The organism is Alishewanella jeotgali KCTC 22429, assembly GCF_000245735.1.
Classification (GTDB): Bacteria; Pseudomonadota; Gammaproteobacteria; order Enterobacterales; family Alteromonadaceae; genus Alishewanella; species Alishewanella jeotgali.
The window spans coordinates 1-15,226 of the sequence record NZ_AHTH01000027.1 but is presented as its reverse complement, the minus strand read 5'-3'; the positions used below and the strand labels follow the sequence as shown (position 1 = coordinate 15,226).

Below are 15,226 nucleotides of genomic sequence, written 5' to 3'. Positions count from 1 at the left end.
AGCATGGGCGCATTCTTGGAGGTGCAAGTCCTCCCATAAGCTGGCTACAGCGAATGAAGTGAAGCGCAACTGCAGAACGGCGACGGACTGTGGGGAGGAAGCGTGGAGCGAAACTGCGAGCCGATGAACAAGAATCGGATATGAGGCGTGACTGAGCAGGGCGAGCAGGCATAATTCTGCGAAGCTCTTGTAGCCAAAGCTTTGTGACGTAAATCCGGCGGTTGTGCAGTGAAGGAATGCGTTCTTACCTGGGGAGATCTCGCCTCATGCCTGAAAGGGCGACGTAGTGATACGGAGCGAGAAGTCAGCAGAGGCCGTAGTAGTGGATAACACGAAGGGCCGAACGAGAAGGAGTGTGAAACGCGTTGTTGATGAATAACGTCATGCATCAGATGTCCAAAGAGTTGGAGCGAGGTAAGCAAAAGCAAGGTGAAGCCTTGTTGATGCCTACCCGTGATGAAACGGTATTCCCGCAACAACAGTTCAAACACACAGGGCAAAGCTTGCTTGAGCAGGCGCTTGCGAGGGAGAACATGCGCTTAGCGTGGCAACGCATTAAAGCGAACAAAGGTAGCGCCGGAGTAGATGGTCTGACGATAGCACAGACGGCAGAGCACCTTAAGGTGCAGTGGCCGGCTATCAAAGCGCAGCTGCTAAACGGCAGTTATCGTCCACAACCGGTACGCCGGGTCGGTATCCCGAAGAGTGATGGCACCGAGCGCGAGCTGGGTGTCCCAACGGTGACGGACCGACTCATCCAACAAGCGTTACTTCAGGTACTGCAACCGAAACTGGACCCACAGTTCAGTGAGCACAGTTATGGCTTCAGACCTGGCAGACGGGCCCAGAGCGCGGTATTAGCCGCGCAACGTTATGTGCAGGAAGGCTACCAGATAGTCGTTGATGTTGACTTGTCGAAGTTCTTTGACCGGGTGAACCATGACATTCTGATGGACCGACTGAGCAAACGGCTGGACGATAAAAGCGTACTGCATCTTATCCGGGCTTATCTGAACGCCGGCATCATGGCTAATGGCGTGGTGATAACGCGCCAAGAAGGCACACCACAAGGTGGACCGCTCTCGCCGTTGTTGGCGAATGTGCTACTGGATGAGGTTGATAAAGCCTTAGAGCAACGCGGCTATCGGTTCGCCCGTTATGCAGACGACTGCAATGTGTATGTCCGCAGTCAGAAAGCGGGAGAGCGGGTGATGGCGTGGCTGCGCAGGCTTTATGCGAAACTGCGTTTGCAAGTGAATGAAAGCAAAAGTGCGGTAGGCAGCGTGTTTGGCCGAAAATTCTTAGGGTACAGCCTGTGGCGAACCCGAAGAGGCGAGGTTAAACGCGCGGTATCTGAAGCGGCACTGATGCGTTTCAAAACACGGGTAAAGCAGTTAACACGCCGACAGACAGGGCGCAGCCTAAGTGAAGTCATTGCTGGGTTACGTCGCTATATGCTGGGTTGGAAAGGCTACTTCGGGTTATCCCAAACGCCTTACATCTGGCAGAGGTTAGATGAATGGATAAGACATCGTCTGAGGGCTATACAGCTAAAGCAGTGGCGGCATGGCAAACGCGCCTATGACATGGTGCGCAAGCTTGGCGGCTCAGAGAGTGTCGCCAAACGGATTGCCGGAAACTGCCGCAGCTGGTGGCGAAACAGCCAGATGTTACTCCATACGGTACTGACGATAAGCTACTTCGACAGGCAAGGCTTGGTGCGACTCTCCTGACCTCAACTTCTCGAACCGCCCGGTGCGGACCCGCATGCCGGGTGGTGTGGCAGGGGCCAGTCAGTTACTATGACTGCCCCTATGCCGATTGCCTGTTTTACTGCCGCCGAAAGCGCATATCACGATAGCTATGCCGCTCACCCGGCTCGACCGCATAGGGCTCCAGCGTAAAGCCGGTGACCTGACGGCGGTTATTCAACTGAAAGTGGATTAACGCCGGCCCGGCAACATTAGGATCAGTCCAGCGCACGATAAAGCTATGATCGGCAAAAGGTTCCAGCCGGCCTTGCAGATTAATCATCCGCGCCGATTGCAGACTTAACCCCTGCTCATCCTGAGCAATCAGCATGCCACCAAACCAGTTATCGTTATAGTTGCCAGCATACTCCTGCAGCGCCAGCAGTACCTCGCCGGTACCAACAGGTTGTGCCGCGGCCGGCCGACCCGCCGCCCGCTGTTGCTGCGCGGCATAAAACGCCACCCAGTCCTGTTGCTGGTCAGGCGCCAGATAATGCTTTAACAGGCTTTGCACCACCGCCTGACGCGCACCACTATTCGAACCATTGTTCAGCACCACAAAACCCAGTTGCTGCTCCGGCACCAATACCAGATGCGCCTGAAAACCAGACAAGGTGCCGGTATGATGTACCACTTTAACGCCATGCATATCAGCCATGCGCCAGCCCAGACCATAGGCGGCAAAATTAACCTGATCCAGCTCGCGGTCATTGCTGCCCACCGCCATCAGGGTTTGCGGCGCCCACATTTGCAGCAACTGCGTCTGACTAAAGGGCGCGTTCGCAGCAGCCTTACCCTGATACTGCGCCAGTAAAAACTGCAACCAGGGCACCAGATCGCTGGCGCGGCAAACAATACCGCCGGCGGCGGCCGACATCAGCATCTTGCCGTCAATGGCATTACGCGGGATCGTGACAAAGCCTTCTTCGGCGCTAAAGCGATATGGCTGAGCGACGTTTTCTAAGAGGTTAGCTGGCTGTTCTCCGGCAAAACACTGCATATTTAACGGCGCAAAAATGCGTTTGGCGACAAAATCCTGCCAGGGTTCGCCAGCCACTTTCGCCACCAGCTCGGCAGCCGTAATATAGAGCACATTGCTGTACGCATACTGAGTCCGGAAGCTACTGACCGGCGTCAGATAACGCAGATTATGCACCACTTCTTCGCGGCTAAAGCCACTGGGCTCAGGCCAAATCATGCTGTCGCCGGCAGCCCCGGCCAGGCCGCTGCGCTGGCTTAACAGATCACGAATGGTAAATTCAGCTGTTACCCAGGGATCCTGCAGCCGAAACTGCGGTAAATACTGCACCACCTTGTCATCCCAGCTCAGCTTGCCCTCATCGACCAGAATCGCCACTGAAGCGGCAGTAAAGGCCTTACTGACCGACGCCAGCCGAAAATAGGTGTCACTATCGACCAGGGCGCCCGTTGCCAGATCGCGCTCACCGAAGCCCGCCAGATGCAACACCTGACCATCCTTTACCACCGCGATGGCCATACCGGGTGTATCAAACTGCTGCAACGCCGCCGGCACCAGCTGCGCCAGATCTGGCAGCGCGGCTGGCGGGTTGGTATTGGCCCAAACGCCAACACTGCCGGCAAAACCAAGTACACAAAGCAAATAGCGTATTGTCATTCTGCTGTCCTTTAAACTTGTGGTCTGAGCAAGGTCATTTTCTGGCTGGCACTGAGCGTAAAGTACTCGCCCGGGCCACCGCCGCGCAACAGTGGATCGGCCGCCAGCGTATCAAAGACGCCATTAACCAGCAGTTGCGGTGCAATATGCACCCCTATTACTTCGCCTAACACCAGCCAGGTGGGCAACTCGCGACCATCGGCGGCCTTGAGTGGCAACAACTGGCTGAGTTTACATTCAAAGCGTACCAGGCTTTCTGCGACCTGCGGCGGCCGGACTAAACGCGACGCAGCCATCGTCAGGCCAGCCAGTTCAAACTCGTTGACCTCAGCCGGCACTGTCGCACTGGTTTGATTCATCGCCGCCGCCAGCGGCCGGCTAACCAGATTCCAGCAAAACTCGCCGCTTTGCTGGATATTCTGTACCGAATCTTTCCAGCCGGTGCTGGCAAAGCCAATAATCGGTGGGCTGTAATTAAACAGATTAAAAAAGCTGTACGGCGCCAGATTAACCTGCCCCGCCGCGCTGATACTGGAAATCCAGCCAATCGGCCGCGGGGCAATAATGCTGTTTAGCGGATCATGGGCCAGGCCATGACCCTGTGCCGGTTGATAAAAATGCACGCTTATTATACTCCTACTCTACCTTTGCCGTTAGCCCACTACTGATGGCCGCAGCCTGCTTGTGTTTAGCCTGCCAGTAAATTAGCTTAAGTGCCAGTGTTGTTCGATTGAGAGCCGTGCCGATGCCTGATTTTCGCAGTGATACCGTAACCCGCCCCAGCCACGCCATGAAAGAGGCGATGTTTCACGCCGCGCTGGGCGATGATGTATTTAATGACGACCCCACGACGCTAGCCCTACAAGACTATGCCGCTAAGATGCTGGGTTTTGACGCAGCGCTGTTTGCACCGAGCGGCACCCAGACCAATCTGATTGCGCTGATGAGCCATTGCCAGCGCGGTGATGAAGCCATTGTCGGCCAGCAGTGGCACACCTATAAATGGGAAGGTGGCGGCATGGCGGTGCTGGGCTCGATTCAGCCGCAACCGCTGGCACTGCAGGATGATGGCACCCTGGCGCTGCAAGATATTCAGGATGCGATTAAACCAGACGACCCGCATTTTGCCCGTACCCGGCTGATTGTGATTGAGAATACTGTCGGTGGCAAAGTGCTGCCACTCAGTTATATGCAACAGGTCGCCGCCTTAGCCAAAGCGAATAACTTACAATGCCATATTGATGGTGCCCGGCTATTTAATGCGGCGGTCGCACTGGCGCCTAATCATCAGCTTAGCCCGCAGGCGATGGCCCGGGCACTTTGCCAGGGTTATGACTCAGTCTCTATTTGTCTATCCAAAGGCCTGGGCGCACCGGTTGGCTCTTTGCTGTTAGGCTCTGCCGACTTTATTCAGCGTGCGCGGCGCATTCGCAAAATGCTGGGCGGCGGCATGCGACAGACCGGTGTGATTACTGCAGCCGGCCTGTATGCGCTGCAGCATAATATCGAGCGGCTGGCCGAGGATCACGCCAATGCCCGCTTGCTGGCGGAAGGCTTACAGGCATTAAGCCAGCAAGGCCGCTTTGCCGGCCAGCTCAAGGTATTGCCGGTACAAACCAATATCCTGTTTACTGAACTGCCGCTGGCGCTGGCCGATGCGTTACAGCACTTTTTGGCGCAGCATCAGGTTCAGCTAACCGCCAGTAACTACGCTAATGCCAGCAGTCAGTTCAAACGCATGCGCTGGGTGTGTCATTTGGATATCAGCCGCGGCGATATTGAGCAGACACTGGATTTATTAGCCAGGTTTGCGCATAGTGAAGCTTAACTATTTTGCCAGCCTTGACGCGGAGCCTGACCATGAAACTGACCTTTATTGCTGCTGCCTTATTTGCCGGTAGCCTGTTAAGCCTGAATAACAGCCATGCCGCCGAGGTGCTGCGCATCAGTCCGCAACTGGAGCAACAGGTGATCAGTTGGCGGCGCGATCTGCACCAGCATCCGGAACTGAGTAACCGCGAGTTCCGCACTGCTAAGGTGGTCGAAGATCATTTACGTAAACTGGGGCTGGAAGTACAAACCGGCATCGCCCATACCGGTGTCGTAGCCATTTTGGATAGCGGTAAACCGGGTCCGCTGCTGGCACTACGCGCCGATATGGATGCGCTGCCAGTCACGGAACTAACTGATCTGCCGTTTCGCTCGACCGCAAAAGGCGAATATCGCGGTAAAGAAGTGGGCGTGATGCATGCCTGCGGCCATGATTTACATGTCGCCATGCTGATGGGCGCCGCCGAATATCTGGTACAGCATAAAGCGCAGCTTACTGGTAAGGTGATGTTTATTTTCCAGCCGGCAGAAGAAGGCGCGCCAGCCGGTGAAGAAGGTGGCGCGGCACTGATGTTAAAGCAGGGCCTGTTTGCCAAACATAAACCTGAGGCGATCTTTGGTATTCATGTCTGGTCAGCGGCCAATACCGGTGTGGTGCAGTATCGCAAAGGGCCGCTAATGGCCTCGTCGGATCGCTTTGAAATCCGCGTTAAGGGTAAACAAACCCATGGTTCAGCGCCCTGGGGTGGTGTGGATCCTATCGTCGCGGCAGCACAGATTATCAATAACGTGCAAACCATTGTCAGCCGGCAGATTAATATTACCCGCGCCCCGGCGGTGCTGAGTTTTGGTATTGTTGAAGGCGGGGTGCGCAATAATATTATTCCGGATGAGGTCTATCTGGAAGGCACCATCCGCAACTTTGATATGGGTATCCGGCAGCAAATCTTTGGCCTGTTAAAGCAGGCGGCCGAAGCCAGTGCTGCCGCAACCGGCGCCACGGCCGAAGTTAAAATTGAAGAAGGTTACCCGGTTACCCTTAACGATGCCGCCCTGACCGCCCGCTCGCTGCCTATTTTGCAGCAAGTCGCCGGCCAGGATAAGGTGCTGGAAGGTCAGCTGGTCACCGGCGCCGAAGATTTCTCCTACTATGCGCTGGAAACGCCAGGCCTGTTTGTATTTTTGGGTATCACCCCGGAGGGCCAGGATCCAGCCACGGCGCCAGCCAACCACTCGCCCTACTTTTATGCCGATGAAAAGGCACTAAAAACCGGCACTGAAATGTTTATTAACTGGGTGTTACACTATTCATCCTGAACCTTACAAAAATTTACAACTCTGGCGTGGCGATTGCGCTACACTGCTGCCATCGCCACTGCCAGAGAGAACCCTACCGATGCGCCTTACTGCTACCTTATTGTTTAGCCTGAGCTGCTTTAGTCTGCAGGCCGAATTGCCACTGCAACAACAACTGGAAACCTTATGGCAGCAAGGCGCCTATGCCGAGGCAAAAAACCTGCTGACGCCTAAGGTGACGAAGAAAACCAAAGATGCCTTTTTACTGGCAGCGCTGGGCCGCACTGAGCTGGCCTTGGGTGAAGCCGAAGCGGCCACCGACTGGCTGGAAAGAGCCATTAAGCTTGACGGCACTAATGCCGAGTACCAGTTCTACTATGCTAACGCCAGCTGTAATACCGCCCAAAAGGTGAATATGTTAAGCGCCCTCGGTCATGCCAAACGCTGTGTCAAAGCCTATGAGACGGCCCATACACTGGCGCCAGCTGAACCAAAATATTTGCAGGCACTGGCGCAGTATTATGCCCAGGCACCGGGTGTTGCCGGCGGCGATAAAGCAAAAGCCATGGCGCTGGCCAAACAACTTACCGAGGTAAACCCGCTAAAAGGTCAGCTATTACAGCTGGAACTGTTACTGCGTGAGGATCCGGCGCAGGCCGAGGCCTTACTAGCAGCTAATCCCGAGTTACAGCAAAGACCCGAGCCCTATTTCTTACTGGGCGTAACCCAGGCAGCAAAGCGCGATTATCCGGCGGCGATAGGTCAGTTCCAGCGCGCCAGCGAACAGGAAGCGGCCGATAAGGATGCGCTACGCAGTAAACTGCTGGCGTTATATCAACTGGGCCGCGCTGCGGTGATTGGTAAAACAGCAACGGAGCAAGGCATCGGCGCCCTGCGCCAGTTTATCGCCGAGAGTAGCGAGCTGTTACCTGAATATCAGGATTGGGCACAGTTTCGCTTAGCTCAGCTTTATCTGGCCAACGAACAACGCCCGGACGCCGAAGCGCTGTTACGGCCGCTGCAAGCCAGCACCAAGGACGATAACCTGAAAACTGAAATTAAAAAGGTACTGTAATGCGGCCACCGGCCATGCAAGGCATTCACCATGTGGCGCTGATTTGCAGCGACTATAAGCGTAGTAAGCAGTTTTACAGCGAAACGCTCGGCCTGCCGATCCTGGCCGAGCACTACCGCGCAGCGCGCCAGTCCTGGAAGTTGGATTTACAGCTGCCAGATGGCAGTCAGCTGGAGTTATTTAGCTTTGTCGGCGCACCACCCCGCCCCAGCCGCCCGGAAGCACAGGGGCTGCGCCATCTTGCCTTTGCGGTAACAGACTTGGATGCCTGGCTGGCTTATTTACAGCAGCAAGGTGTTAGCACCGAGCCAGTACGGGTAGACGAATATACCGGCAAGCGCTTTACGTTTTTTCAGGATCCCGATGGCTTGCCGCTGGAGTTGTATCAGCGTTAACTGAAACGTCAAATGGCTCGCAGTGACCTGATTGAGCTGGCATCGCCAGGATCCAGCCACGCAGATTTCGAAACACTAGCTGTTTACAACTGGCGCTGATTCGATTACCCCGCTCAATCCGTAGCTTATCCGCTATCGCCAGCCTAAAAGTCTCGGCTTGTGTATCCTGCTTTAATTGCCCTTTAACATCAGCCAGCGCTAATGCCATTGACTGCTGATACATTGCCTGCATGGTGCCAATAAGCGCAGCGCCTTGATCGGCCTGCCAGTACTCAATGCTCCGCTCTGCCGTTAACGGCTGGGCGACCACCTCAATCAGGTTGGAATATAATGCTGTTGCTTTTTTACCAGCTACCACAGCAGCAGCGGGCTCAAGCTGAACTATATGCTTAAGGCTTAGCACCCGCGCATCCTGAGACAGGAAAAAAATGGGCTTACTGACCATATATAGCGCTTTGGGATCAGCTTGTGCCAGCCAGCTCAATTCCGGTGTCTGATAAGTCAATTGCACGGTGTGTAACTGATGCAGCTGCTCTGCTAACGGCTCCAACACTTTGTTTGCTTGTAATTGCTGTTCTGATAAGCGACTGTTCTGAGCGTTGTTACTGAGCGCTGCATGGGCAGCTACCTGAGCCATAAAGCCCACTATACCAGCATCTCCGGCGTAGAGCACATTCAGCTGCTCTGTTGCATTGTTACTATCATATTCACCACGCAGCTCAATCTGTGCCGCGGCCAGATAAACCGGCAGTGGCGAAACCCATTGCTGGCTAGCTGAGGTTGACTGAATATGCCGTATGTAGTCATCGGTCTTAGGCGCGGCACAACCGGACAGTAATAACAGCATTAATACCGCGATAGCGAAACGCATGCTTATCACCTAAATAAAAACAGCAGCTTAAAGCTGCTGTTTAATAAAACTTTTTGCTTGTTCAACCGCTCTGAAATAAGCAGTGGTCACCCCAGGAAACTGTGTCGGTTCATCCCATTCACCCTCTACGGCGACAAACTCACTGATCCGCTGATCCAGCTCCAGTTTGTTGTTACTTAAATCAACCATAAACAGCTTGCCGCTTACGGCGCCAGTTGGTGCGCTGGTTGGTATATAACCATTGTATAAGCGTTGTGCGCCTAACATATCTATTTGAACTACCAATAATTTATCGACCCCGGCAGCGGACTTTAAGGCGGTGAAATCCTGCTCAGCAAAACCGGCTGTTTTAGATTTGCTCTTCTTTAAGCGGTTTAACTTTAAATCCTGCTCCACTAACACCACGGTTTGGCCTTTGTCTTGTAACATCTTCACCAATTCCGCTTTTACCTCGGTGAAATCGCTAACGTCCATGGTTTGAATATGCTTAGTTAACGCGTTATTTGCCGCAGCAGCTGCCGCGTAACAAACTAAACAGGATGCGCCTATCAGGTAGGTGTCTACCTTTTCCGGCGCCACCATATAAACACCTATAGTAGTGTTGTTGTTCTGATAAAAATTATTATCCATTTTAATTGGACTAAAGGGAGTGCTGGCACATGCCGTTAAAACCATTGCCAGTATAGCAACCAAAGCAACTTTAAAGTTACGCATAATATTCCTTGTTGTTTTTTATTTAATTTAATCCATACAGCTGCTGCAGATATTAACCAAAAATTTTCCCTAAACACAGTAGTTGGCGAAAAAATAGCTAGTAGTGTTTTAGGTGTTTTCAGCGTTTGCTTTATCTGCAATTGGCGGGGTTGCAGTATGAGCTTCCAGTTGCTGCTCGACTTTTGTCAGCGCCTGCGCCACCACTTTGGCCGGTTTATGACGCAGTGCCAGCATCAGTCCGGTTAGCATAATTAGTAGTACACCGGCGCCCTGTAACAGACTTAACTGCTCGGCAAACAGCAACCAGCCGGCCAGAATAACGGTTACCGGCTCCAGATAAGCCAGGGTGGCGTACACCCGGGTTGGTAAATGCTGCAAGGCAACAATGGCGCAGTAGATCGCCAAAAAACCGGGGAAGATGCCGGCCAATGCAATCCAGAGCAGGCTGTCGCTGGTTGGCGGCGCCATACCGCCTAAAAATGGCAATACGCAGCAGGCGCCGATCAGCAGCTGATAAAAGGTACGTTGTAACTGCGAGTGGCCGGGCTGCGGCCGGCGGTTTAACAGCAAAAAGCCACTGTAGGCCAACAGCGACAACAAGCCAAACAGCAAACCGGGCAACTGTGCGGCATCCAGCACCAGTTGAAACTGGAACTGCTGCAGCATGGCAAAACCTAAAAAAGATAAGGCAATCAGGCCGGTATCGGGTAAATCCAGCTTTTCCTGCAGCAGCCAGTGCGCCACTACCGCCGATAGCGGCGGCGCCAGATACACCAGCATTATCGCATTAGCCAGGCTGATATACTGAATGGCACTAAGAAAGCACAGCATAAAGCTGGCCAATAGCACACCGTTTAGCGCAATGCGCCAGTCGGGTTTGGTTTTTAGCAGCGCCAGCCGGCCGCTGGCCAGTAATAGCAGCAATAGGCAGAGTACGCCCACCGCCAAACGATAAAATGTCAGCTCAGCGGCGGCCAGGCCACTTAGTCTGGCAATCACCCCGCTACTGGCCATCGCTACTGCCGACACCAGCGCCAGCAGCATATAAAACCCCATGGCTTACCTCAAATAACAAAACCGGCCTACTCGGTAAAAGTATGCCGGTTTTCACGATTTATTACGAGCTGGGGTTTACAAGTTGCGCGCTAGGGCCTGCTGTGCAGGCCTTGTTTGCTGGCTCTACTTAGCACGCTAACCCGAGTTCCGCATTCCAGCGGCGATACCGGCGATGGTGACCATCAGCGCGCGGTTGCTTTGTGCGGTTAAATCATCCGGTGCCTGGCGGGCGCGCTTTAACAGCTCGACCTGCAGGATATGCAGCGGATCGACATAGGTATTGCGCAGCATAATCGACTCGCGGATCCAGCCTTCTTTTGCCATCAGCGTATCGCTGTGAATTAACTGCAGTAAGAGCTGCCGATCGGCTGCCAGTTGCTGCCGCAGTTGTTCCCCCAACGGTTGCAGGGCGGCCGGCACCAGCACCTTGTCATAGTAGGCCGCAATCTCAGCATCCGCTTTTAAGAATACCATTTCCAGCATCGACAGCCGGGTAGCAAAGAACGGCCACTGCTGCTGCATTTCATCCAACAGCGCGCTATTACCAGCCTCAACCGCTTTCGCCAGTGCACTGCCGGCACCGAGCCAGGCGGGTAGCATTAAACGATTTTGCGACCAGGCGAAGATCCAGGGGATAGCCCTTAAACTCTCGACGCCACCGGTCGGGTTACGCTTCGCCGGCCGGCTACCCAGTGGCAATTTACCCAGCTCCTGCTCCGGCGTGGCGGCACGGAAATAAGGCACAAATTCCGGATTATGCCGCACTACCGCACGATAGGCATCGCAGGAATCGCTGGCCAGTGCGCTCATCAGCTGGCGCCAGCTGGCTTTGGGTACCGGCGGCGGCAATAACAGCCCTTCCAGTACCGCACTGGCATACAGCGCCAGGCTGCGCACCGCTAATTGTGGTAAGCCGAATTTAAAGCGGATCATCTCACCCTGCTCGGTCACACGCAAACCGCCGACTAACGAACCCGGCGGCTGCGATAAGATCGCCGCATGCGCCGGGCCACCACCACGACCAATGGTACCGCCGCGGCCATGGAATAAAGTCAGTTTCACACCATAATCACGGCTCAACTGAACCAAGGCCTCCTGCGCACTATATTGCGCCCAGGCCGCGGCCAGCACGCCGGCATCTTTGGCCGAGTCAGAGTAACCGATCATCACTTCCTGGCGGCCATTAATATAGCCACGGTACCAGTCGATGCTCAGTAGCTGCCGCATACAGTCCGGTGCGTTTTGCAAATCACTCAGGGTTTCAAACAAGGGCGCTACCGGCATCGGGAAGCTGATACCGGCTTCTTTTAACAATAGTTGCACCGCCAGCACATCTGACGGCTTACCAGCCATCGAAATCACATAGGTACTTAAGGCTTCACTGCCATGGCGCGCTACAATATCGCAGGTATCCAGTACTTCCTGTACTTCCGCCGATGGCTGCCATTGCTTCGGGAACAGCGGTCTTTTATTCGGCAGTTCGCGCAGTAAGAAGGCCTGACGGTCAGCTTCGCTCCAGGCAGCGTAATCGCCCAGCCCCAGATAACGGGTTAACTCTGAGAAGACCTGAGCATGGCGACCGGCATCCTGGCGGATATCCAGTTTTAGCAGCGTTAAACCAAAGGCATAGCCGCGGCGCAGCGTGTCAGTGAGCCGGCCCTGGGCAATGCGGGTCATGCCGCTTTGTTGCAGTGACTGATAGCACAGCAACAACGGTTGCAGTAGCTGCTGGTTGTGCCAAATTAAGTCTGCCGGGCGCTGCAGCCGGTCATGTTTTAATGCTTCGGTTAACCAGTCGCGGGTATAAATCAGTTGCTGGCGTAACTTATTTACTACTGCGCGATATGGCTCAGATGCCTGTTCACTGGCGGCTTGCAGCTCTGCCGAGGCCTGATTCATCGACAGCTCGGTCGACAGCAGATCTAAATCCTGAATAAACAAATCTGCTGCTTTCCAGCGGCTTAGTAACAGCACCTGACGGGTTACCTTGGCAGTAACAAAGGGGTTACCGTCGCGATCGCCACCCATCCAGGACGAGAAGCGCACCGGGGCGGCGTCCAGCGGTAACCCCTCGCCTAGTGCGCGTTGTAAATCGGTATCCAGTTCGCGCAAAAAATCCGGCACCGCCTGCCAGAGTGAGCTTTCAATCACAGCAAAACCGGATTTTGCTTCATCTACCGGCGTTGGCCGCTGTTCGCGGATCTCATTAGTATGCCAGGCCTGGCTAATCAGCTCGGTGAGTCTGAGCTCGGTTTGCTGGCGCTGCCACGGCGTTTGCGGCTGTTCCAGCGCGGCCAGACAGCCGGCAATTTCGGTAAGCTTGTGGATCAGGGTGCGGCGCGCGACCTCGGTTGGGTGTGCGGTTAACACCAGCTCAATCGACAAATCATGCAGCGCCTGGCGGATATCGCCTTTCGCAATGGCCTGCTGTTGTAAACGCTGAAACAGTTCGGTGAGCGGTTCCGGCTTTTCAATACTGCTGCGCCCGGCGGCGCTAATACTAAATTGCTGTTCGGCCAGATTGGCCAGATTCAGAAACTGCGCAAAGGCGCGGGCCACCGGCAGTAACTCATCATCCGACAGTGCCGTCAGCACCTGCCGTAGCTGTTCCGCCTGCTGATTATCGCCCTGCCGCGCTGCCTTAGACAGCTGACGGATTTGCTCCACCCGTTGTAACACCGCATCACCCAGATGCTGACGCAGCGTTTCACCCAGCTCGGTACCCAGTAACCCGACATTGGCTCTGAGAGCCGCATATTGATCCATAACCGTGCTCCACTGCTTATTGATAAAATACACCCTAGCGCGTTCTGCTTTGGTACTCAACACTGATTGCTTACCAATTGAGCAACAGTTTTTACAGCATGTCGCCGCGCACTGCACCGCGGCGCATTTGCGTTTATACTGCGCCAGTACTTTGTAAACAGGAGCTGCTATGAGTGATTCAGCCAGTCAAACCAAACCGAAAAAAGGTGGCGGCCTGCTACCCAACCTGCTGATTAACGTGGCCATTCCGGCCATTATCTTAAGTAAATTCTCCGGCGAGCAGCACTTGGGGCCGGTATGGGGTTTAGTGGTCGCGCTGGCGTTTCCGGTGCTGTATGGCCTCTGGGATTTAAAACAGGCCGGCAAAGTGAATTTTTTCTCGGTGCTGGGGGTGATCAGTGTGCTGCTGACCGGCGGTATCGCGCTGTTGCAGCTGGATGCCGGCTATATCGCGATTAAAGAGGCGGCCATTCCCGGCGCCATTGGTCTGGCCGTATTAATCAGCCAGTATACGCCCTACCCGCTGGTGCAAAAATTTATTTTGAATGGCGATATTCTCGACACTGATAAGCTGTATCAGGCATTGGCCGAGCGGCAAAGTACCGCGATGTTTGAACGCAAACTGGCGCAGGCCGGCTATCTGGTCGCCGCCTCGTTTTTCTTGTCATCGGCGCTGAATTATATTCTGGCCAAGGTGATCCTGGTCAGCCCACCAGGTACCACTGCCTTTAATGAAGAGCTGGGCAGAATGACCTGGCTAAGTTACCCGGTGATTGTCCTGCCCAGTATGCTGGTGCTGTTTTTTGCCATCTGGTTTATCTTCAGCAGTATCAGCAAGCTAACCGGCCGCGAGCTGGATAGCTTTTTAAACCAGCCTTAATCAACCTTGTTATTTGGCGGCAGCTGCGCCCGCAGTGCTGCCAGCTCGGCCTGCAGCTGTTGCATCTGGCTGACTAAGTCATGTTGCAGCTGCTGTTTGGCATCAATTTCTTCTTTATGCTCCTCGTCATGCATGCTTTGCACCGCATTCACGATCACCGCAATAAACAGGTTTAACATGGTAAAGGTGGCGATTAGGATAAAGGGCACAAAGAACGCCCAGGCATACGGGAATTGCTCCATTACCGGCCGTGAAATGCCCATCGACCAGCTCTCCAGCGTCATGATCTGGAACAGCGTATACAGGGTGCGGCCAATATTACCAAACCACTCCGGGAAGGCTTCGCCAAACAGCTTGGTTGCCATTACCGCGGCCACGTAATACACCAGGCCCAGTACCATGGCAATGGACAGCATACCGTTTAACGACTGCACCAGTGCGCCAACGATTTTTTTCATCGAAGGTACAAAGGTCAGTACCCGCAATACCCGCAGTACCCGTAGCGCACGCAGCACGGCAAAAGGCCCGCTGGCCGGTACCAGCGCTATGGCAACCACAGTAAAGTCGAACAGACTCCAGGCATCTTTAAAAAAGGCGCCGCGATAGGCAAAGATACGCAGTGCAATTTCCAGCACAAATACCGCCAGGATCCATTTATCCAACAGCATCAAAGGCCCACCGGCCTGCGCCATCACGGTCGGTACTGTCTCTAACCCCAGAATAACGGCGTTAAGCAGAATTAAACTTAATAAGGTACGCTGCACCCAGCTTTTTTCCAGCCAGCTGGCAACCTGTTGCTGTAAGCTCAACCTAACTGTGCCCGTCATCTCTGTCATAATTCCTCCCGGCTTTGTTGGGCGCTATTGTAGAAGAACATGCAAAGAGGTCAATCGCTATTGGGAATACAAGGGGAAGTTGAACTCACCGAAACTGGTATTCAGCACGCGTCTATCAAA

At 54.2% G+C, this 15,226-nt stretch carries 13 protein-coding genes; 6 read left to right on the top strand and 7 right to left on the bottom strand.

The window, feature by feature from the left end; all coding sequences use genetic code 11:
* Positions 1-371: 371 nt before the first annotated feature.
* Positions 372-1,733 (top strand): group II intron reverse transcriptase/maturase, encoded by a 1,362-nt coding sequence (ltrA, locus tag AJE_RS09540; RefSeq protein WP_050858390.1) that lies wholly within the window; start codon positions 372-374, stop codon positions 1,731-1,733.
* A gap of 97 nt (positions 1,734-1,830) precedes the next feature.
* Here ltrA and AJE_RS09535 read toward each other — a convergent pair whose 3' ends face one another.
* On the bottom strand, positions 1,831-3,387 hold the full coding sequence (locus AJE_RS09535) for a serine hydrolase (RefSeq protein ID WP_008950681.1): 1,557 nt from the start codon (positions 3,385-3,387) through the stop codon (positions 1,831-1,833).
* A gap of 11 nt (positions 3,388-3,398) precedes the next feature.
* On the bottom strand, positions 3,399-4,010 hold the full coding sequence (locus tag AJE_RS09530) for a flavin reductase family protein (RefSeq protein WP_008950680.1): 612 nt from the start codon (positions 4,008-4,010) through the stop codon (positions 3,399-3,401).
* A 122-nt stretch (positions 4,011-4,132) separates the two neighbouring features.
* Here AJE_RS09530 and ltaE point away from each other — a divergent pair, with 122 nt between their 5' ends.
* From ltaE to gloA2, 4 genes are all read left to right on the top strand, one after another.
* The gene (gene ltaE / locus AJE_RS09525; RefSeq protein WP_008950679.1) at positions 4,133-5,215 is read left to right on the top strand and encodes a low-specificity L-threonine aldolase; all 1,083 of its coding nucleotides are present in this window, start codon (positions 4,133-4,135) and stop codon (positions 5,213-5,215) included.
* A gap of 32 nt (positions 5,216-5,247) precedes the next feature.
* Positions 5,248-6,534 (top strand): amidohydrolase, encoded by a 1,287-nt coding sequence (locus AJE_RS09520; RefSeq protein ID WP_008950678.1) that lies wholly within the window; start codon positions 5,248-5,250, stop codon positions 6,532-6,534.
* 79 nt (positions 6,535-6,613) lie between these two features.
* On the top strand, positions 6,614-7,588 hold the full coding sequence (locus AJE_RS09515) for a tetratricopeptide repeat protein (RefSeq protein WP_008950677.1): 975 nt from the start codon (positions 6,614-6,616) through the stop codon (positions 7,586-7,588).
* Entirely contained in the window at positions 7,588-7,983 is a 396-nt protein-coding gene (gene gloA2, locus AJE_RS09510; protein WP_008950676.1) for an SMU1112c/YaeR family gloxylase I-like metalloprotein, read from the top strand. The genes AJE_RS09515 and gloA2 overlap by 1 nt, the downstream gene beginning before the upstream one ends.
* Here the strand turns inward: gloA2 and AJE_RS09505 are convergent.
* The 4 genes from AJE_RS09505 to ppc form a co-directional block, all read right to left on the bottom strand.
* Complete coding sequence (locus AJE_RS09505) at positions 7,931-8,854, bottom strand: hypothetical protein (RefSeq protein WP_008950675.1); 924 nt, start codon at positions 8,852-8,854, stop codon at positions 7,931-7,933. The two genes, gloA2 and AJE_RS09505, sit on opposite strands and share 53 nt — an antisense overlap.
* Positions 8,855-8,881: 27 nt before the next feature.
* Positions 8,882-9,568: a hypothetical protein gene (locus AJE_RS09500; protein WP_008950674.1), complete on the bottom strand. Its 687-nt coding sequence runs from the start codon at positions 9,566-9,568 to the stop codon at positions 8,882-8,884.
* Positions 9,569-9,676: 108 nt separating this feature from the next.
* On the bottom strand, positions 9,677-10,624 hold the full coding sequence (locus AJE_RS09495; RefSeq protein WP_008950673.1) for a DMT family transporter: 948 nt from the start codon (positions 10,622-10,624) through the stop codon (positions 9,677-9,679).
* A gap of 135 nt (positions 10,625-10,759) precedes the next feature.
* Positions 10,760-13,390, bottom strand: a complete 2,631-nt coding sequence (gene ppc, locus AJE_RS09490; RefSeq protein WP_008950672.1) for a phosphoenolpyruvate carboxylase — start codon at positions 13,388-13,390, stop codon at positions 10,760-10,762.
* 169 nt (positions 13,391-13,559) lie between these two features.
* Here ppc and AJE_RS09485 point away from each other — a divergent pair, with 169 nt between their 5' ends.
* A complete protein-coding gene (locus AJE_RS09485) occupies positions 13,560-14,270 on the top strand; it encodes a VC0807 family protein (protein ID WP_008950671.1) in 711 nt (236 codons plus the stop codon).
* Here AJE_RS09485 and AJE_RS09480 read toward each other — a convergent pair.
* Positions 14,267-15,106 (bottom strand): ion transporter, encoded by an 840-nt coding sequence (locus AJE_RS09480; protein ID WP_237709335.1) that lies wholly within the window; start codon positions 15,104-15,106, stop codon positions 14,267-14,269. The two genes, AJE_RS09485 and AJE_RS09480, sit on opposite strands and share 4 nt — an antisense overlap.
* Positions 15,107-15,226 lie beyond the last annotated feature (120 nt).

Coding starts and splice junctions, on each gene's coding strand:
- AJE_RS09520 (WP_008950678.1), top strand. CDS start 5,248: ATGAAACTGACCTTTATTGCTGCTGCCTTATTTGCCGGTAGCCTGTTA.
- AJE_RS09495 (WP_008950673.1), bottom strand. CDS start 10,624: ATGGGGTTTTATATGCTGCTGGCGCTGGTGTCGGCAGTAGCGATGGCC.
- AJE_RS09500 (WP_008950674.1), bottom strand. CDS start 9,568: ATGCGTAACTTTAAAGTTGCTTTGGTTGCTATACTGGCAATGGTTTTA.
- AJE_RS09535 (WP_008950681.1), bottom strand. CDS start 3,387: ATGACAATACGCTATTTGCTTTGTGTACTTGGTTTTGCCGGCAGTGTT.
- gloA2 (WP_008950676.1), top strand. CDS start 7,588: ATGCGGCCACCGGCCATGCAAGGCATTCACCATGTGGCGCTGATTTGC.
- AJE_RS09480 (WP_237709335.1), bottom strand. CDS start 15,106: ATGACAGAGATGACGGGCACAGTTAGGTTGAGCTTACAGCAACAGGTT.
- AJE_RS09515 (WP_008950677.1), top strand. CDS start 6,614: ATGCGCCTTACTGCTACCTTATTGTTTAGCCTGAGCTGCTTTAGTCTG.
- AJE_RS09505 (WP_008950675.1), bottom strand. CDS start 8,854: ATGCGTTTCGCTATCGCGGTATTAATGCTGTTATTACTGTCCGGTTGT.
- AJE_RS09485 (WP_008950671.1), top strand. CDS start 13,560: ATGAGTGATTCAGCCAGTCAAACCAAACCGAAAAAAGGTGGCGGCCTG.
- ppc (WP_008950672.1), bottom strand. CDS start 13,390: ATGGATCAATATGCGGCTCTCAGAGCCAATGTCGGGTTACTGGGTACC.
- ltrA (WP_050858390.1), top strand. CDS start 372: ATGAATAACGTCATGCATCAGATGTCCAAAGAGTTGGAGCGAGGTAAG.
- ltaE (WP_008950679.1), top strand. CDS start 4,133: ATGCCTGATTTTCGCAGTGATACCGTAACCCGCCCCAGCCACGCCATG.